The 17663-nt window shown below is 72.0% G+C and carries 13 protein-coding genes; 5 read left to right on the top strand and 8 right to left on the bottom strand.

Annotated features, from left to right (window positions below):
• Positions 1-17 precede the first annotated feature (17 nt).
• Positions 18-2618: a replicative DNA helicase gene (gene dnaB / locus OEB99_RS00980; RefSeq protein WP_263507741.1), complete on the bottom strand. Its 2601-nt coding sequence runs from the start codon at positions 2616-2618 to the stop codon at positions 18-20.
• A gap of 295 nt (positions 2619-2913) precedes the next feature.
• Here dnaB and OEB99_RS00975 point away from each other — a divergent pair, with 295 nt between their 5' ends.
• Together OEB99_RS00975 and OEB99_RS00970 are read left to right on the top strand one after the other, a co-directional pair.
• Entirely contained in the window at positions 2914-4269 is a 1356-nt protein-coding gene (locus tag OEB99_RS00975) for an MATE family efflux transporter (protein WP_263507739.1), read from the top strand.
• 66 nt (positions 4270-4335) lie between these two features.
• The gene (locus OEB99_RS00970) at positions 4336-4824 is read left to right on the top strand and encodes an NUDIX hydrolase (protein ID WP_263507737.1); all 489 of its coding nucleotides are present in this window, start codon (positions 4336-4338) and stop codon (positions 4822-4824) included.
• A 111-nt stretch (positions 4825-4935) separates the two neighbouring features.
• Here the strand turns inward: OEB99_RS00970 and rplI are convergent, their stop codons facing one another.
• From rplI to OEB99_RS00945, 5 genes are all read right to left on the bottom strand, one after another.
• Positions 4936-5388 (bottom strand): 50S ribosomal protein L9, encoded by a 453-nt coding sequence (rplI, locus tag OEB99_RS00965; RefSeq protein ID WP_263507736.1) that lies wholly within the window; start codon positions 5386-5388, stop codon positions 4936-4938.
• Between the two features lie 14 nt (positions 5389-5402).
• Positions 5403-5639 (bottom strand): 30S ribosomal protein S18, encoded by a 237-nt coding sequence (gene rpsR / locus OEB99_RS00960; RefSeq protein WP_263507734.1) that lies wholly within the window; start codon positions 5637-5639, stop codon positions 5403-5405.
• 61 nt (positions 5640-5700) lie between these two features.
• Positions 5701-6195 carry a single-stranded DNA-binding protein gene (locus OEB99_RS00955; RefSeq protein WP_263507733.1) on the bottom strand — a complete coding sequence of 165 codons (495 nt, stop codon included), beginning with the start codon at positions 6193-6195 and terminating at the stop codon, positions 5701-5703.
• Positions 6196-6223: 28 nt separating this feature from the next.
• On the bottom strand, positions 6224-6514 hold the full coding sequence (gene rpsF, locus OEB99_RS00950; protein WP_263507732.1) for a 30S ribosomal protein S6: 291 nt from the start codon (positions 6512-6514) through the stop codon (positions 6224-6226).
• Between the two features lie 176 nt (positions 6515-6690).
• Entirely contained in the window at positions 6691-9270 is a 2580-nt protein-coding gene (locus OEB99_RS00945) for a transglycosylase domain-containing protein (protein ID WP_263507731.1), read from the bottom strand.
• Positions 9271-9595: 325 nt separating this feature from the next.
• On the opposite strand from OEB99_RS00945, the gene OEB99_RS00940 reads away from it, so the two are divergent.
• The 3 genes from OEB99_RS00940 (at position 9596) to OEB99_RS00930 (ending at position 11821) form a co-directional block, all read left to right on the top strand.
• Positions 9596-10228 carry a PadR family transcriptional regulator gene (locus OEB99_RS00940; protein WP_263507729.1) on the top strand — a complete coding sequence of 211 codons (633 nt, stop codon included), beginning with the start codon at positions 9596-9598 and terminating at the stop codon, positions 10226-10228.
• Positions 10225-11295: an inositol-3-phosphate synthase gene (locus OEB99_RS00935; protein ID WP_263507728.1), complete on the top strand. Its 1071-nt coding sequence runs from the start codon at positions 10225-10227 to the stop codon at positions 11293-11295. The genes OEB99_RS00940 and OEB99_RS00935 overlap by 4 nt, the downstream gene beginning before the upstream one ends.
• A 250-nt stretch (positions 11296-11545) precedes the next feature.
• Positions 11546-11821, top strand: coding sequence for a hypothetical protein (locus OEB99_RS00930; protein WP_263507727.1), 276 nt, complete (start codon positions 11546-11548; stop codon positions 11819-11821).
• A 51-nt stretch (positions 11822-11872) separates the two neighbouring features.
• Here OEB99_RS00930 and OEB99_RS00925 read toward each other — a convergent pair whose 3' ends face one another.
• Positions 11873-14653, bottom strand: coding sequence for a cation-translocating P-type ATPase (locus OEB99_RS00925; protein ID WP_263507726.1), 2781 nt, complete (start codon positions 14651-14653; stop codon positions 11873-11875).
• 44 nt (positions 14654-14697) lie between these two features.
• Complete coding sequence (locus tag OEB99_RS00920; protein WP_263507724.1) at positions 14698-17580, bottom strand: cation-translocating P-type ATPase; 2883 nt, start codon at positions 17578-17580, stop codon at positions 14698-14700.
• Between the last annotated feature and the right edge of the window lie 83 nt (positions 17581-17663).

Genomic DNA, 17663 nt, shown 5'->3' with positions numbered 1-17663 from the left:
GTCATCCCCGTCTGCACCTACATCGCAGGCGCCATGTCGACGAACCGTGCGTACTGACCCTGGAAGGCCACCACGATCGTGTCCGTCGGGCCGTTGCGGTGCTTGGCGACGATGAGATCGGCCTCGCCTGCGCGGGGGGACTCCCGCTCGTAGGCGTCCTCACGGTGCAGCAGGATCACGACGTCGGCGTCCTGCTCGATCGCGCCGGACTCGCGCAGGTCCGACAGCTGCGGCTTCTTGTCGGTGCGCTGCTCCGCGCCACGGTTGAGCTGCGAGATCGCGATGACCGGGACCTCGAGCTCCTTGGCGAGCAGCTTGAGCGCGCGGGAGAACTCGCTGACCTCCTGCTGGCGGGACTCGACCCGCTTGCCCGAGCTCATCAGCTGCAGGTAGTCGATCACGACGAGCTTGAGGTCGTGCCGCTGCTTGAGCCTGCGGCACTTGGCCCGGATCTCCATCAGCGACATGTTCGGCGAGTCGTCGATGAACAGCGGCGCGGAGGAGATCTTGCCCATCGTCGAGGCGAGCTTCTGCCAGTCCTCGTCGCGCATCTGGCCCTTGCGCATGTTCTGCAGCGGCACCCGCCCCTCGGCCGCGAGCATGCGCATGGTGATCTCGTTCCGGCTCATCTCGAGCGAGAAGATCACCGACGTCATGCCGTGCTTGATCGACGCCGCACGTGCGATGTCGATGCCGAGCGTCGAGTTGTGGGTGGGCACCATCGTCCGGCCGGCAAGGTACAGGTGGGCCGGGTGGTCGATCTCGACGCAACGCACCGGCACCGACGCAACGCGACGCACCGATGTGATGAAGCGCGAACGCAACCGCGGCGTGGACGGGCGTCGGCGCTCCTTGTGCGCGAGCTTCTTGCGCTCCAGCGCGAAGACCTCGTCATCCGTGGTGAACGTGACCGTGAACGCCGTGCTGTGCGCCTCGTCGCGGCCCTGAACCTGGCGAGTCGACCAGCCGGTCCGGTACCCGAGCGAGTGCACGAGCTCGCGGACGTCCTCGGCCAGCCGCACCTCGGTCAGGGTGATCTGGACGCTGCCCGTCGGGTTGACGGTGCCGTCGGTGTCGAGCAGGCCGGCGAGCAGATCCCGACGCTGCGCCTCCGAGGCCCGCAGGTACTCCGTCGGGATGTGCTTCGCGCCGAGCACGCCAAGCGTCCGCAGACGCCCAGCAACGGTGCCGTAGCGCGCGTGGCAGTCCTGGCACCGGCGCAGTCCGGAGCTCGGCCCTCCGCAGTCCGGGCACAGGGCCGCAACCGCCTCGCCGACGCCCCGGGCCCGACCGCCGCACGAACGCCCGCACGTGCGCACCTGGCGTCGCGGATTGGTGAACGCCGCCCCGCAGACCACGCACGTGCGCGGTTCGGGCTCGATCTCCGCCGGGAGCTGGATGGAGTACGTCCGGCCATCGCTCGCCCGCGTGCAAACCGATCGCAGACCACGGCTCTCGATTCGCATCGCGATCTCCGGGTCCGCGGACGTGAACCGCGCGGAGGCGCTGTGGCCGTCACCGAGCCAGACGCCGAGGGCGTAGGGCTCGACCAGCAGGGCGGACTCAGGCAGGTCCAGGGCGTGGGCCGTCGGAACGGAGTGGTTGAGCCGGCCGTCAGCCGACGAGCAGCGCAGCGTCGCGGCGATCTCCTCGGTGGTCCGGATCGCGCCACGCACGCGGGGCTCACCGTTCGGCCCCGCCTCCTGCCGCGCCCGTCGTGACGCGCGGGTGTCGGTGAACCACTCGTGCTGGGCGTCGGCGAGGATCACCGCCCCGTCGTCGAAGGTGACCTCGTAGCAGGGCCGGTCGACCATGACCTCTGTCGCGGCCACCACACGGGTCGGCGTTCCATCGGCGGCGATCAGCGTCTCGCCGACCTGGACCTCGCCCATGGTCGTCCACCCGCGAGGGGTCGGGAGCGGGGTGTCCAGCGCGAGCGCCTTGCCGATGGCCGGACGCGCCGCGAGGACGACCATCTGGCCCGGGTGCAGGCCGTTGGTCAGCCGGTCCAGCTCGATGAAGCCGGTCGGCACACCGACCATGCCCTCACCGCGGTGCCCGGCGGCCTCGATCTCCTCCATCGTGCCGTTGAGGATGTCCGCGAGCGGCAGGTAGTCCTCGCTGGTGCGCTGCTCGGTGACCGCGTACACCTCGGCCTGCGCGGTGTTCACCAGCTCGTCGACGTCACCGCCGTCGGTCGCGTACCCGAGCTGCACGATCCGGGTGCCGGCCTCGACCAGGCGGCGCAGCACGGCCCGCTCGCGCACGATCCGCGCGTAGTAGCCCGCGTTCGCCGCCGTGGGCACCATCGAGATCAGCGTGTGCAGGTACGGCGCCCCGCCGACCCGGCCGAGCTCGCCACGCTTGGTCAGCTCCGCGGAGACGGTGATCGCGTCGGCCGGCTCGCCGCGGCCGTACAGGTCGAGGATCGCGTCGTAGACCAGCTCGTGGGCGGGCTTGTAGAAGTCCTGGCCCTTGAGGTGCTCGACGACGTCGGCGATGGCGTCCTTCGAGAGCATCATGCCGCCGAGCACGCTCTGCTCGGCGGTGAGGTCCTGCGGAGGTGTGCGCTCGAACTCCGGTCCACGGAGGCCGCGCTCGAGCTCCTCGATGCTCACCTGTCCCCTTCCCCCTGACGCCCTCGGGTCCTGTGCTCTCGTTCTACCGCCGGCCACCCACACGCACCCGATTCGGTCCGCGAGCGAGACTAGGAGCGCCGCGGCTCCGACCCCAAACGGGTCGTCCCGAGGAAGCTTGTGGACGCGCGGGGGGTGGGTGTGGACCCACGCTCGCGCCGCTTGTGCACAGCCGGGGACAAGGCTGTGGAAACTTCGAGCGCCGATCCTCGGGAGAATGCGCTGAGCACGCCCTTCGCCCGCCCGACGCTGTGGACAGGAATCGGACTCGAATACCATGGCCAGAAGTTCGCCAAATGGACAAAACGTCCCAGCTGGTGTCCGCTCCTTGGACCGCCAGGTGCTCGCTCTGGCCGTGCCCGCCTTCGGCGCGCTGGTCGCGGAACCCTTGTTCGTGCTCGTCGACTCGGCCGTGGTCGGCACGCTCGGCACGACCCCGCTGGCCGGGCTCGGGCTGGCGTCCACCGTCCTGACCACGGTCGTCGGGCTGTGCGTCTTCCTCGCGTACGCGACCACGGCGCAGGTCGCCCGGGGCATCGGCGCCGGCCACCGGCGCGACGCGCTGCGACAGGGCGTCGACGGCATGTGGCTCGGGCTGCTGCTCGGCGCGGTGCTCGCGGTCGGCCTGTGGCTCGCCGCACCGGCGCTCGCGTCGGCGCTCGGAGCACCCGCGGACGTGGTCGCGCCCGCCGTGACGTACCTGCGCTGGTCGGCCCCCGGCCTGCCCGGGATGCTCCTCGTCCTCGCGGCGACCGGCGTCCTGCGGGGCCTGCTCGACACCCGCACCCCGCTGTGGGTCGCCGGGGCGGGCGCCGCGCTCAACGCGATCCTCTCGGTCACCCTCGTGCTCGGACTCGGGATGGGGGTCGCCGGCTCCGGCCTCGGCACCGCCGTCACCCAGCTGCTCATGGCCCTCGTGCTCGGCGCCGTGGTGGTCCGTGCGGCCCGGCCGGAGGGCGTCCCGCTGCGTCCCGGTGCGACCGGGCTCGGCGGAGCCGTGGTCGCCGGCGCACCGCTCCTGGTCCGCACGGTCTCGCTGCGCGCCGCGATCCTGCTCGCCACCTGGGTCGCCGCCGGGCTGGGCACCGTCGCGCTCGCGGGCCACCAGGCGGTGGCGTCGATCTGGGGCTTCACCGCCTTCGCCCTGGACGCGCTCGCGATCGCTGCGCAGGCGCTGGTCGGCCAGCGGCTCGGCGCCGCCGACGTCGGTGCCGTCCGGGGGGTGCTCCGGCGCACGGTGACCTGGGGCGTGGCCGGGGGAGCCGTGCTCGGCGCCCTGGTCGCGGTCGCCGCGTGGCCGCTCGCACGGCTGTTCACCGACGACCCGGCGGTGCACCAGGCGATCGCCTGGACGCTCTGGCTGGTCGCGCTGATGCTCCCGATGAGCGGGTGGGTGTTCGTGCTCGACGGTGTGCTGATCGGCGCGGGCGACGGGCGCTACCTCGCCTGGGTGGGCATGCTCACGCTCGCCGTGTACGCACCGGCAGCGCTCGCCGTGCGCACATGGGCACCGCCGGGCCCCACCGGGCTGGTGTGGGCGTGGCTGGCCTTCGGTGGGCTGTTCATGGCGGCCCGCGCCGCGACGACCGGTCTGCGCGCACGCGGCACCGCCTGGATGCGCACCGGCGTCTGACGGCGCCCCGCGGCGCCCTTGCCGTTTGCCCGGCACGACCTCGCTCGCGGACGTACCCTCGGCGCCATGGGGGCACACGACGAGGTGGCCGGACGGGACCCGCGAAGCAACGGCCAGGAGCCGTACCACGACCCGGAGCGCCGCACCCGGGTGGCGGCCTACGCCCTGGCCCGTCGCGACGGGGCGATCCTGCTCGCCCGCGCATCCGCGGCATCGGACCAGCCTCGGACCTGGTGGCTACCCGGGGGTGGGATCGACTTCGGGGAGCAGCCGGACGCCGCCGCGGTGCGCGAGACGCTCGAGGAGACCGGCATCCAGGTCCGGGTCCACGGTGAGCCCGAGGTGCACACCGAGGTGTCGACCTCCCGCGACGGCACTCAGGTGCACCACGTCCGGCTGGTGTTCCGGTGCGACGTGGTCGGCGGCGAGCTCGCCGCAGAGGTCGGCGGCAGCACCGACTGCGCGGCGTGGGTGAGTGCCGAGCGCGTGCTCGCACTGCCGCTCGCCGGCTTCGTACGCCGGGTGATCGAGCGGAGCCAGATCCTGGGGGAGTGACCGGCGAGGTCCCCGCGCGGCGTGCACGGCACGCGCGGGCCACCGGTGCCGGACGCAGCACGGCCCGGCACCCCGAAGGGCACCGGGCCGTCGCCGCGCGGTGGGAGAGGCTCAGGCCTCCGGGACCACCCGCACGTCGATCTGCGCCGACACGTCGGCGTGCAGGCGGACCTGCACCTGGTAGTCGCCGATCGCCTTGATCGGCTGACCGATCTCGACCTTGCGCTTGTCGATCGCCGGGCCACCGCCGGCGGTGACCGCCTCGGCGATGTCGGACGTGGTCACCGCGCCGAACAGCCGGCCGCTCGCACCGGCCTTCGCGGCGATCGTGAAGACCTGCGTCTGGAGCTGCGTCCGCACGGCGGCGGCGTCCTCCAGGGTCGCGATCTCACGGGCCTTGCGGGCCTTGCGGATGCCGGCGATCTGCTTCTCGGCGCCCTTGCTCCACGTCGTGGCCAGGCCGCGCGGCAGCAGGTAGTTGCGCGCGTAGCCGTCCTTGACCTCGACGACGTCGCCAGGGGTGCCGAGGCCGGTGACCTCGTGGGTGAGGATGAGCTTCGCCATCAGACTCTCTCCTCTCAGCGAGCCGAGCTCGAGTACGGCAGCAGCGCCATCTCGCGGGCGTTCTTCACGGCCCGCGCGATCGCACGCTGCTCCTGGACGGACACGCCGGTCACGCGCCGCGCACGGATCTTCCCGCGGTCGGAGATGAACTTCCGCAGCAGGGCGGTGTCCTTGTAGTCGACCTGCTCGATCTTGGCGACCTTGAGCGGGTTCTGCTTCTTCTTGGGCTTGCGGACGACGGGCTTCGCCATCGTGGTGCTCCTTAAGTTCGGAGCCCGGACCTCGGAGGCCCGGGATGGGATGAGATGAGGGTCAGAACGGGGGCTCGTCGTACTGCTGCGACGAACCACCCGACGAGGGTGCGGACGTGGCCCACGGGTCGGCGTCGTAGCCGCCGCCGCCACCGCCGCCACCGCCGGAGAACCCACCGCCACCGCCGGAGCGCTGGGCGCGGGTCACCTTGGCCGAGGCGTAGCGCAGCGAGGGGCCGACCTCGTCGACCTGCAGCTCGACCACGGTGCGCTTCTCACCCTCACGGGTCTCGTAGGACCGCTGGACGAGCCGGCCCTGGACGATCACCCGCGTGCCCTTGGTCAGGGACTCCGCGACGTTCTCGGCCGCCTCGCGCCAGATCGAGCAGCGCAGGAACAGCGTGTCGCCGTCCTTCCACTCGTTGGACTGACGGTCGAACGAACGCGGCGTCGACGCGACGGTGAAGTTCGCGACCGCCGCACCGGACGGCGTGAAGCGCAGCTCCGGGTCCGCGGTCAGGTTTCCGATCACCGTGATGACGGTGTCACCAGCCATGCGTGCTCCTCGGTTCGCGTCGGGTTGGTCAGCGGGCGTCGGGCCGGATGACCTTGGTCCGCAGCACGGACTCGTTGAGGTTGAGCTGACGGTCCAGCTCCTGGGTCACGGCCGGCTCGGCGGTGAAGTCGATCACCGCGTAGATGCCCTCGGACTTCTTCGCGATCTCATAGGCGAGACGGCGACGGCCCCAGATGTCCACGTTGTCGACACTGCCACCGGCGGTCTTCACGACCGTCAGGTACTTGTCGAGGGACGGGGCGACGGTGCGCTCCTCGATGTCCGGGTCGAGGATCACCATCATCTCGTAACGACGCATACGGATACCCACCTCCTGTGGTCTCAGCGGTCACGGTCCATCCGTGACAGGAGGGTTGTGCGTCAGTCGACCCGGGCCTGCTGTGGCGATCGGCGCCACGAGGCGGCCGGGCAACGGCGCACCATCGTACCTGGTCCGCGGCGTGGACGAGCACCGTCGTCACGGACCGGGCGGACTCAGCCTCCGCTGCCCCCTCCGCCGGCGTTGCCCGAGTTGCCGGGCGCCGCGTCGGTCGCGGTCGGGCTCGGCGTCGGGGTGGGCGACACGGTGTCCGTCGGGCTCGGGCTCGGCTCGACCGCCGGACCCGTGGAGACCGTGATCGTCACCGTGGCGCCTGCCTCGGCCTGCGTCCCGCCGGCGGGGTCCGTCGAGATCACCGAGCCGGCCGGGACGGTGTCGTCCGAGTCCTCGACCACGGTCACCGCGAAGCCCGCGGCCTTGAGGGCGGCGGTCGCATCGGCCTTGGTGTCACCGACGACGTCCGGCACCTCGACCGTTCCCGGACCCTGCGAGATCGCCACCGTCACGGTCGAGCCCTGGTCCACCTCGGTCCCGGCCGGCGGGTCGCTCGAGACCACCTGGCCGACCGGCACCGTCGGGTCGTTGACCTGGGTGAATGCCGGCGTCAGGCCCACCCGGCCGAGCGCGGTCTGCGCATCGGCCTCGGTCATCCCGGTGAGGTCGGGCACCGCGACCTGCGGCGGCGTGTTCGGCGTCCCGACGTTCGCGGCGGGCGGGAAGTCGAGGACCTCGCGACCCTCCATCGCCGTGCTCATGTAGGCCGCCCAGAGGTCGGCCGGTGCGGAACCACCCGTGATCGCTCGGTACCCGCCGAACGGTGTGATCGACTCCTCCTCGCCGTTCGGACCGACCTGGTACATCGCGACCGCGGTGGTCAGCTGGCGGGTGAAGCCGACGAACCACGCCGACTTGTTGTCGGTCGAGGTGCCGGTCTTGCCGGCGACCGGCCAGCCGATCTTCCCCGTCTGGGTCGCGGTCCCGCCCGCGTTCGGCGGGCCCTGCAGCGCGGTGACCACGTCGGCCATGACGTCCTCGGCGAACTCGCGCTTCGGCGTCGTGGCGCCCTCGTAGGCGACCTGGCCGTCGAGGTAGCTCACGCTGCGCACGATGAACGGGTCCGAGCGCATGCCCTGCGCGTTGAAGGTGTTGTAGGCGACGGCCATGTCCAGCGGGTGCGGAGACGCGGCGCCGAGCACGTTGGACAGCTCGGCGTTCAGGCCGGTGGTGCTCTCCGGGACGCCGGCCCGGACCGCCGCATCCATCGTCTTGTCGGGGCCGACCTCGTCGTTCATCTGCGCGTAGACGGTGTTGACCGACTTCGCGGTGGCGGTCGCCACGGTGATGGTGCCGTAGTTCGCGCCGCCGTAGTTGCTCACCTTGTCGTTCGGGAAGCCCGGCAGCGGGTAGCCGTTGTTCCCGTCGTAGCGCGACTGCAGCGAGCCACCGTTCTCGAGGTAGGCGGTCAGGGCGAACGGCTTGAACGTGGAGCCGGCCTGGGCGCGGTCCTGGGTCACGGCGTTGCGGGCCTGGGTCAGGTAGTCCGGGCCGCCGTACAGCGCGAGGATCGCGCCGTCGGTCGGGTCGAGCGTGACCGCCCCGATCCGCAGGTTGTCCGCGTGGTCCTCCGGCACGGTCGCGATCGAGTCCTGGATCTTCTGCTGCAGCGCCGGGTCGATCGTCGTGACGACGGTGTACCCGCGCTGGTCGAGCTGGTCGTCGGTGATGCCGGCCTTCGAGGTGATCTCGTCACGCACCATCGAGAGCAGGTAGCCCTGGGGACCGGCGTAGATGTCCGACCGGGAGTACTCGATGGTCTCGGGGAAGACCTGCGCGTCCCGCTCCTCCTGGGTGATCGTGCCGGTCTCGACCATGCCGTCGAGCACGTAGTTCCAGCGTCGCTCGGCCTGCTCCGAGGAGACCCGCGGGTCGAAGTTGTTCGGCGAGGGGATCACGCCGGCGAGCAGCGCGGCCTGGGACAGCGTGAGGTCGGCGACGCCGACGCCGAAGTACGACTGTGCGGCGGTCTCGATGCCGTAGGAGTCCCGGCCGAAGTAGATCGTGTTGAGGTAGTTGGACAGGATCTCGTCCTTGTCCTGCTGGCGATCCAGCTTGATCGCCAGGATCGCCTCCTTGAGCTTGCCCGTGTAGGTGTCGACCGTGGTGTTGAAGTAGTACCGCTCGGCGTACTGCTGCGTGATGGTCGAGCCGCCCTGGTGCTCGCCGTAGCGCAGGTTCGTGTAGAGCGCACGGGCGATGCCGATCGGGTTGATCCCCGGGTTGCGGTAGAACGACCGGTCCTCACCGGCGACGACGGCGTCCTTCATGACCTGCGGGATCTCGTCGGCCGGCACGATCACCCGGTTCTGCACCCCGAAGGTGCCCATCGGGGTCTGGCCGTCGGCGTAGTAGACCGTGGTGGTCTGGGCCTCGGCGAAGTCGGCCACGCTCGGGACCGGCGTCAGGATGTAGAGCGCCACGAAGGCACCGATGCCGAGGACCAGGAACGTGGCGAAGGCGCCGAGCACCAGGCGCCACGACGGGAGCCAGCGACGCACGCCGCGCTTGCCGGCCCGCGGGTAGTCGATCAGGCGCTTGCGGCCGTTCTTGCCGCCCTTGCCACCCTTGGCGCCCGCCTTGTCGGACGCGCCGCCGGCGCTGCGCCGGGTCGGCGCCGATCCGGCGGCCGAGCGGCTGGAGGTGCCGCTCGACGGGGACGAGCCGGCACGGTCCGGCATCACGGATCGGCGACGCGGGGGTTGACCGCTGCCGGTGGGTGACCAGGTCGGGGGTGTCGACACGGGCGCCTCTCGATTCGGGGCCGGATCGGAACGGGCCCACAGATCTGCCCTGCTTCCGGCGCGACAAGGGTACGCAGCCGCCGGAGCGCGTACCGGTCGGGTGATCAGGTCCTGATGTGGAGGCCGTGTGCACGTTAGCGCCTTGGCGCGACGGACTTGCCCGGGTGCACCAACCTGACATACGTTGCGTATGTTCGGTTTTGTATCGAGTCGATATATCCGCGACGAGGTCGCGCGACGAGGCGCCACGGGAGGAGGGTCGATGGTCCGCAGCCGTGCCGGCGTGCTCGAGCTCGCCATCCTCGGACTCCTGCACGACACCCCGATGCACGGCTACGAGCTGCGCAAGCGGCTCAACCTCATGCTCGGCTCGTTCCGCGCCCTGTCCTACGGGTCGCTCTACCCGGCGCTGCGCACACTGTCCGACGGCGGCCTGATCGTCAGCCTCGGCTCGGACGCGCCCCCGCCGCACGCCCTGGCCGGCAAGCGCGCCCGGAACGTGTACGAGCTGACCGCCGACGGCAAGGAGCGTCTGGCGGAGGCATTGACCACGTCCGGGCCCGCGGCCTGGGACGACGAGAACTTCGACGTGCGGTTCGCGCTCTTCGCGCAGACCGACGTCGAGACGCGGCTGCGGATCCTCGAGGGCCGGCGCACCCGGCTCGCCGAGCGACTCGACCAGCTGCGGACCTCGGCCGCTCGCACCCGCGAGCGCGTCGACGAGTACACCCTCGAGCTGCAGCGTCACGGCCTGGAGCAGGTCGAGCGCGAGGTGGCATGGCTCGACGGGTTGATCGATCGCGAGCGCGACGCAGGTCGCGCAGACCGGCGACGTCGCAGGACGTCGTCCCGACCCGGCGGCACCGAGCCCGCCGGAGGAAGCGAGGAACCATGAGCCCCATCCGCGTTGCCGTCGTTGGAGTCGGCAACTGCGCGTCGTCCCTGATCCAGGGCGTGCAGTACTACAAGGACGCCGATCCCGACAGCACCGTGCCCGGCCTCATGCACGTGCAGTTCGGCCCGTACCACGTGCGGGACATCGAGTTCGTCGCAGCGTTCGACGTGGACGCCAAGAAGGTCGGCTTCGACCTGTCCGAGGCGATCAACGCCTCGGAGAACAACACGATCAAGATCGCCGACGTCGCCCCGACCGGCGTCACCGTGCAGCGCGGCCACACCCACGACGGTCTCGGTAAGTACTACTCGGAGACCATCGAGGAGTCCGACGCCGACCCGGTCGACATCGTCCAGGTGCTCAAGGACAAGAAGGTCGACGTCCTGGTGCAGTACCTGCCGGTGGGCTCGGAGGCGGCCGCGAAGTTCTACGCACAGTGCGCCATCGACGCCGGCGTTGCCTTCGTCAACGCGCTCCCGGTGTTCATCGCGTCGGACCCGGTGTGGGCGAAGAAGTTCGAGGACGCCGGGGTGCCGATCGTCGGCGACGACATCAAGTCCCAGGTCGGCTCGACCATCACGCACCGCACGCTGGCCCGGCTGTTCGAGGACCGCGGGGTCGTGCTGGACCGCACGTACCAGCTGAACTTCGGCGGCAACATGGACTTCAAGAACATGCTCGAGCGCGAGCGCCTGGTGTCCAAGAAGATCTCGAAGACGCAGTCGGTGACGTCGAACATCGACCACGACATGGGCGAGCGCAACGTGCACGTCGGCCCGTCGGACTGGATCCCGTGGCTGGACGACCGCAAGTGGGCCTACGTCCGCATGGAGGGTCGCGCGTTCGGCGACGTGCCGCTGAACCTGGAGTACAAGCTCGAGGTGTGGGACTCGCCGAACTCGGCCGGCGTCATCATCGACGCGCTGCGCGCGGCGAAGATCGCCAAGGACCGCGGCATCGGCGGCCCGGTCGTCCCGGCCGCGGCGTACTTCATGAAGTCCCCGCCGGTCCAGATGGAGGACCGCGCCGGGCGCGCCGCGCTCGAGGCGTTCATCGCCGGCGAGTGAGGTCCGCGCAACACGCGTGACGAGCGACGAGGGCCGGGTTCCCCTGCGGACCCGGCCCTCGTCGTTCTGTCAGACCGTGAGTGCCAGAGCGCGTAGCCGCCGAGGCCGTCGGGCCTCGCGCCTACCCGCGCGGGCCTCGCTCCGGAGCCGGGCGGGCGCGGACGGCGAACGCCTGGGCCGTCGTCGCCCGATCGCGTGAACCGGGCGCCGAGGTGTCCGACATGCCCGGATCGCCCCCTATCGTCGAAGGATGACCGAGCAGCAGGCAGTCGCGAACGTGCTCCTGGACGCCCTCGTCGCGCTCGACCCGGACGATCAGGCAGCGTCCGTGCAGGCGGTGCCGCTCGCACTGGCCCGGCTCAACGACCTCGTCAGCGAGCACGACGACCGCGTCTCACCGGTCGCCTTCGGTGCCATGACGCTCGCGCACGCCTGCATCGCGCTGGTCGCGACCATGAAGGACGTCGACCGGCTGGACGTCATCGCCGCGCTGCGCCCGCTGTTCGCGGAGCAGGCCGCGGCCTGACGTCGCCGGGGCTCCGGCCGATCCGGCGGACCCGGGTCGGCCGAGCCCGCACTACGCCTCGTGGGTCCGCCCGCGCGCGGGGCTGACCGCCACCTCGACCTCCTCGGCCCGCGTCGCCGGGATGCGACGGCGCCGGACCCACTTGTCGATCTCCACGACCGCACCCACGACCAGCGTCAGCCCCAGGCAGGCCAGCCACTCCGAGCCGGTCAGCGACTGGGTCGTGAGCCAGCGCTGCAGGAAGCCGAGCTCGGTGGACAGCACGATCAGCACGGCCGGGATCGCCAGGACCTTCGCCGCCTGCATGATCGGCGGCACCAGGCCGCTGCCCGGCTCACGGCGCATCACCAGACCGCTGAGCACCGTGCCGAGACCGATGACCACGAAGGTCATGGTCATCGACGCGCTCGCGTGGTCCGGGCTCGGCTCGTCCGGGCCCCAGACCAACGGCACCAGGCCCGCGAGGAAGAGCACCCCGCCGTACAGCACCCAGCGCGCCACCGCACCGGGGTTCGCGAGCGGGACCGACGCGTCACGCGGTGGCCGCCGCATCACGTCCGGGTCACCCGCGGCCGTCATGATCGCGATCACCGGGAACACCGAGACGAAGAAGTTCAGGAACAGCACCATGATCGGCGTCATCGCGACGCCGTCGTTGATCGCGAAGATGCTCGCCGTGAGGAACAGCAGGACGAGCGAGAGCAGCTGGCTCATCTGGTAGCGGATGTAGGCGACGATCTTGTCGTAGATCGACCGGCCGAGCTCGACCGCGTGCACGAGCGTGCCGAAGTTGTCGTCGGTCAGGATCATCCGCGCGGCCTGCTTGGACACCTCGCTACCGCTGCCCATCGCGACGCCGATGTCGGCCTGCTTGAGCGCCGCCGCGTCGTTGACCGCGTCGCCGGTCATCGCGACCACCAGGCCGCTGCGCTGCATCACCTGCGCGAGGCGCAGCTTGTCCTCCGGGGTGACCCGACCGAACACGTGCAGGTCGGGCAGGCGCTGCTCGAGGCGCGCGTCGGACATCCCCTGGAGCTCGGCGCCGGAGATCGCGCCCGGCCCGAGGCCCAGGTCCTCGCCGATCGCCTTCGCGGTGACCGCATGGTCCCCGGTGATCATCCGGACGTCGATGCCGGCCCGGAGCGCCGTGCGCACGGCGCCCTTCGCCTCGGGGCGAAGCGGGTCGATGATGCCCACCATCGCCACGAAGGACAGGTCCTGGGTCAGTGCCATCGGGTCGGAGCGCATGGTGGTCAGGTCGGCGTCGTCGAGCACGCGCGCCGCGAAGGCCAGCACCCGCAGGCCCTTCTCGCCCATCCGGGCGTTGGCCTCCTCGATCGCGGCCCGGGACTCGGGCGACAACCCCTCGGACCCCCGCAGCGGGCCGCCGGTCTGCGCGCACCGCGCGAGCACCACGTCCGGCGCACCCTTGACGAGCTCGATGGTCCGGGTGGTGCCGTCGACCTCGGCCTCGTGGAAGGTGGCCATGAACTTGTACTCGGAGTCGAACGGGACCTCGGCCAGGCGCGGGTAGGCGCGGCGGGTCTCCTCGGCGTCGACCCCGAGCTTGCCCGCGAGGACCACGAGTGCGGCCTCGGTCGGGTCGCCCACCACGGTGAGGTCGCGGTCGACCGTCGCGTCCGACGCGAGCACGAGGCCCAGCGCGAGACGCGTGAGGTCCGGCACCTCGACGCCCGCGACCGACCGGATCGCGCCGGTCATCTTGTAGCCCTCGCCGTCGACCGTGTACCAGTGATCGGCCGCGAACAGCGTCGAGACCATCATCTCGTTCATGGTCAGCGTGCCGGTCTTGTCGGTGTTGATCGCACTGGTCGCGCCGAGCGTCTCGACGTCGGTGAGGTTCTTCACCACGGCCTTCGCGTCGGCGAGCTGCCGGGCGCCGTAGGAGAGCATCCCGGTGACGAACGTCGGCAGACCGGTCGGGATCGCGGAGATCGCCATCGCGATGCCGAGCAGCAGGACGTCGGCGCCGTCCATGCCCCGCATCAGCCCGAGCACCACGATCACGGCGACCGCGCCCCACGCGATCGTGCCGAGCAGCCGGGTCAGCGAGTCCAGCTCGCGCTGCAACGGCGACTTGGTGCGGGTCACCGAGGAGAGCATCGAGGCGATCTCGCCCATCTGGGTGCCCATCCCGGTCGCGGTCACGGCGATCGTGCCGGTGCCGCGGGTCACCGAGGTGTTCTGGAACAGCATGTTGGCGCGGTCGCCGAGGGTCACCTCACCGGCGAGGACGGCCGGGTCCTTCGCGATCGGGGCGCTCTCCCCGGTCAGGGCCGCCTCCTGGGTCTCCAGCGACGCCGCCCGGACCAGCCGGCCGTCCGCCGGCACCAGGTCGCCCGCCTCGACCAGCACCACGTCACCCGGGACCACGTCGACCGCGGGGATCTGGAGCACCGTGCCGTCCCGCCGGACCCTGGTCTGCGGCACCTGCATGGTCGCGAGCGCGTCGACGCTGGCCCGCGCCGCGAGCTCCTGGCGGGTCCCGAGGATGACGTTCAGCACCACGAGCAGCGCCACGAGCACACCGGTCGAGGTCTGTGCGATGAGGAAGCTGACGATCGCGACCGCGGCGAGCATGAGCTGCATCGGGTCGCGGAGCTGGCCGAGCACGACCATCCAGACCGACGGCGGCGGCTCCGCGGCGATGGTGTTCGGGCCGTAGGAGGCGAGCCGGGCCGCGGCCTCCGCCGACGTCAGGCCCTGGTCGGCGTCCGACGCGAGCTGGGCGATCACCTCGTCCGCTTCGAGGAGGTAGGGCTCGCCGGCCATCGGCTGCGGCTTCTCGACAGGTGCGGGACTCTGGGTCATCGCGTGCTCCTGGGATCGCGGAGGTCGTTCGACCCCCGCAACGATCATGCCGTCGGCGCTCGTCTCTTGGCCAGGCTTCCGGCGGCGAGCATGCCCTTGCGCAGCTCGGTGGCGACCAGCACGACGCTCGCGAGCGCGACGCACACCAGCCACTGACCGGCCGTCAGCGGGGCGGTGCCGAACGCGCGCTGGAGCACCGGCACGTGCACCACCGCGACCTGCAGCGCTGCGGACAGCGCGATCGCGCCCCACAACCACCCGTTGGTGGTCAGCCCGTGCAACGCAGTGACCGACTCCGAGCGGGCCGCGAGCGCGTTGACCAGCTGCGCGAGCACGAGCACCGTGAACGCCGCGGTGCGCGCCGTGGCGAGGTCCCCGGCTCCGGGCGCCTCGACCAGCCCGCCGGGCAGGTACAGGTCGAGGGCCGCGAGCGTCACCCCGGCCATCACCGCGCCGACCAGCAGCACCCCGCGCCACATGGCGGCGTCGATGATCCGCTGGTCGGGTCGACGCGGCGGCCGGCCCATCAGGTCCTCGACGGGCCGGTCCACGCCGAGCGCGAGGGCCGGGGCACTGTCGGTGAGCAGGTTCACCCACAGGATCTGGGTCGCCAGGAGCGGCACGACCACGTTCTCGCCGTGCCCGGTCAGGCCGAGCAGCCCCGCCGCGAGGACTCCGACCAGCACGGTGAGCACCTCGCCGATGTTCGACGAGAGCAGGTAGCGCAGGAACGCCCGGATGTTCGTGACGATCACCCGGCCCTCGGAGACCGCAGCGACGATCGTCGCGACGTCGTCGTCGGCGAGCACCATGTCCGCCGCGCGGCGGCTCACCTCGGTGCCGGTGATCCCCATCGCGACCCCGATGTCCGCGGCGCGCAGCGCAGGGGCGTCGTTCACGCCGTCACCGGTCATCGCGACCACGTCGTGCCGGGCCTGCAGCGCCTCGACGATCCGCAGCTTGTGCTCGGGGCTGACCCGGGCGACCACCCGGGCGGCGTCCAGGGCGCCCGGCAGGTCGGCGTCGTCGAGGCGGTCCAGGTCCGCGCCGGTGAGCACACCGGAGCCGCCGATCCCGACGTCGTCGGCCACCCGGCGAGCGGTGCGGGGGTGGTCGCCGGTGATCATCGCGACCCGGATCCCGGCGCGGTGCGCCTCGGCGACCGCCGCTGCTGCCTGCGGGCGCGGAGGGTCCATCATCCCGACGATGCCGACAAGGGTGAGGTCCTCCTCGAGCGCGGCCACCGTGTCGGGATCGAGCGCGGCGGGCGGCGGCGGGCTCGATCCGGTCGGCGGCTCCGGGCCGTCTGCCGTCTGGTCCAGCGCGGTCCGGTTCGGTGCGTCGACCACCCGGATCGCGACCGCGAGCGTGCGCAGCGCGTCGTCGGCCATCGCTGCCAGCTCGTCCCGGACCCGGTCGAGGTGTTCGGCGAGCCGAGCGGACCCGCTGCCCACCGTCACCGCGGTGCAGCGCTCCAGGAGCACGTCCGGCGCACCCTTGACCACCAGGACCCGACGCCCGGTGGCCGGGTCGAGCGCGAGCACGCTCATCCGCTTGCGGGTCGAGGTGAACGGCGCCTCGGCCTGCCGCAGCCACGCGGCGGGACCGTCGGCGCCGGCCGCCTTCCGCGCCGCGACCACGAGTGCCGCCTCGGTCGGGTCGCCGACCGCGGTCCACCGACCGTCCTCCCGCCGCACGGACCCGTCCGATGCGAGTGCACCGCCGCCGAGCGTGAGCGCGACCTCCCGGCCCAGCGCGGACGCCGGGTCGAGCGGGGCGCCGCCGTCGCGCACCGCACCGGCCGGGTCGAAGCCGTCGCCGTCGACCTCGACCGCACCCGACGCGGTCACCACCCGCCGCACCGTCATCGCCGCCGAGGTGAGCGTGCCGGTCTTGTCGGTGCAGACCACCGACGCCGACCCGAGGGTCTCCACCGACGACAGCCGGGTGACGATCGCGTGCCTGCGGGCCATCCGCTGCACGCCGATCGCGAGCACCACGGACAGCACGGCCGGAAGCCCCTCGGGCACCGCGGCGACGGCGAGCGAGACGCCGAGCAGCAGCACCGCGACCGCGTCGGACGGTGTGCGGAGCGGCGACGTCAGCGCAACCGCGATCACCACGACGACCGCGATCACCGCGACCGCGAACCCCAGGCTCCGGCCGACCCGGCCCATCTCGCGCTGCAGCGGCGTCGGGTCCGCCGCGGTGTGCTCGAGCAGCTCGGCGATGCGGCCGGTCTCGGTGTCCGCACCGGTCGCCGTGACCACGGCGCGCCCGGTGCCTCGCAGCACCGGGCTGCCGCCGAGCACCAGGCAGGCCCGTTCGGCGAGCACCGTGTCGGCGGGCACCGCGGCCGGGTCCTTGTCCACCGGGGTCGACTCACCCGTGAGCGAGGCCTCGTCGACCGCGAGCGCCGTGGCCGTCACCAGCCTGCCGTCCGCCGCGACCCGATCACCCTCGGCCAGCAGCAGCACGTCCCCGACCACGACCTCGCGGGCCGGGATCTCCGCGGGCTCGCCGTCGCGCAGGACGGTCGCCCGCGCGGCGGACAGCGTCGCGAGCGCCTCGACCGCACCCTCGGCACGCCGTTCCTGCACCAGGCCGAGGACGGCGTTGGCGACCACGATCGCCGCGATGACGAGCGCGTCGATCGGCAGGCCGTGCGCGCCCTCGACGAGCCAGACGGCGACCGCGACCACCACGGCGACCAGCAGCAGCACCACGAGCGGGTCGGCGAGCGCGGCGAGGAAGCGCCGCCAGGTCGGCACCGGCGGCTCCGGCTCGACCTCGTTCGGGCCGTCGTGAGCCAGGCGGTCGGCCGCCGTCGTGGCGGTGAGACCGACCGCCGGGTCCGTCGCGGCCTCCGCCGCGACCTCGGTGGCGGACATGCTCCACGGCTCTGCCGCCCCGGGCAGCGCACCCACCCCTCCATCGTGGACCGCCGCGCCTCGGCCGGGGGTGGGTTCGGGCAGCGGTGCAGGGCTCAGGCCGACGCGCGGATACCCTG

This window comes from Actinotalea endophytica (assembly GCF_025717005.1).
Taxonomy (GTDB): Bacteria; Actinomycetota; Actinomycetes; order Actinomycetales; family Cellulomonadaceae; genus Actinotalea.
Note: the sequence above shows the minus strand (reverse complement) of the source record. Positions and strands in the feature narration are given on the sequence as shown.

What these genes read in the sequence shown, in the direction of transcription:
- OEB99_RS00975 (WP_263507739.1), top strand. Translation starts at nt 2,914, where the DNA reads ATGGCCAGAAGTTCGCCAAATGGACAAAACGTCCCAGCTGGTGTCCGC.
- OEB99_RS00970 (WP_263507737.1), top strand. Translation starts at nt 4,336, where the DNA reads ATGGGGGCACACGACGAGGTGGCCGGACGGGACCCGCGAAGCAACGGC.
- rplI (WP_263507736.1), bottom strand. Translation starts at nt 5,388, where the DNA reads ATGGCGAAGCTCATCCTCACCCACGAGGTCACCGGCCTCGGCACCCCT.
- rpsR (WP_263507734.1), bottom strand. Translation starts at nt 5,639, where the DNA reads ATGGCGAAGCCCGTCGTCCGCAAGCCCAAGAAGAAGCAGAACCCGCTC.
- OEB99_RS00955 (WP_263507733.1), bottom strand. Translation starts at nt 6,195, where the DNA reads ATGGCTGGTGACACCGTCATCACGGTGATCGGAAACCTGACCGCGGAC.
- rpsF (WP_263507732.1), bottom strand. Translation starts at nt 6,514, where the DNA reads ATGCGTCGTTACGAGATGATGGTGATCCTCGACCCGGACATCGAGGAG.
- OEB99_RS00945 (WP_263507731.1), bottom strand. Translation starts at nt 9,270, where the DNA reads ATGCCGGACCGTGCCGGCTCGTCCCCGTCGAGCGGCACCTCCAGCCGC.
- OEB99_RS00940 (WP_263507729.1), top strand. Translation starts at nt 9,596, where the DNA reads ATGGTCCGCAGCCGTGCCGGCGTGCTCGAGCTCGCCATCCTCGGACTC.
- OEB99_RS00935 (WP_263507728.1), top strand. Translation starts at nt 10,225, where the DNA reads ATGAGCCCCATCCGCGTTGCCGTCGTTGGAGTCGGCAACTGCGCGTCG.
- OEB99_RS00930 (WP_263507727.1), top strand. Translation starts at nt 11,546, where the DNA reads ATGACCGAGCAGCAGGCAGTCGCGAACGTGCTCCTGGACGCCCTCGTC.
- OEB99_RS00925 (WP_263507726.1), bottom strand. Translation starts at nt 14,653, where the DNA reads ATGACCCAGAGTCCCGCACCTGTCGAGAAGCCGCAGCCGATGGCCGGC.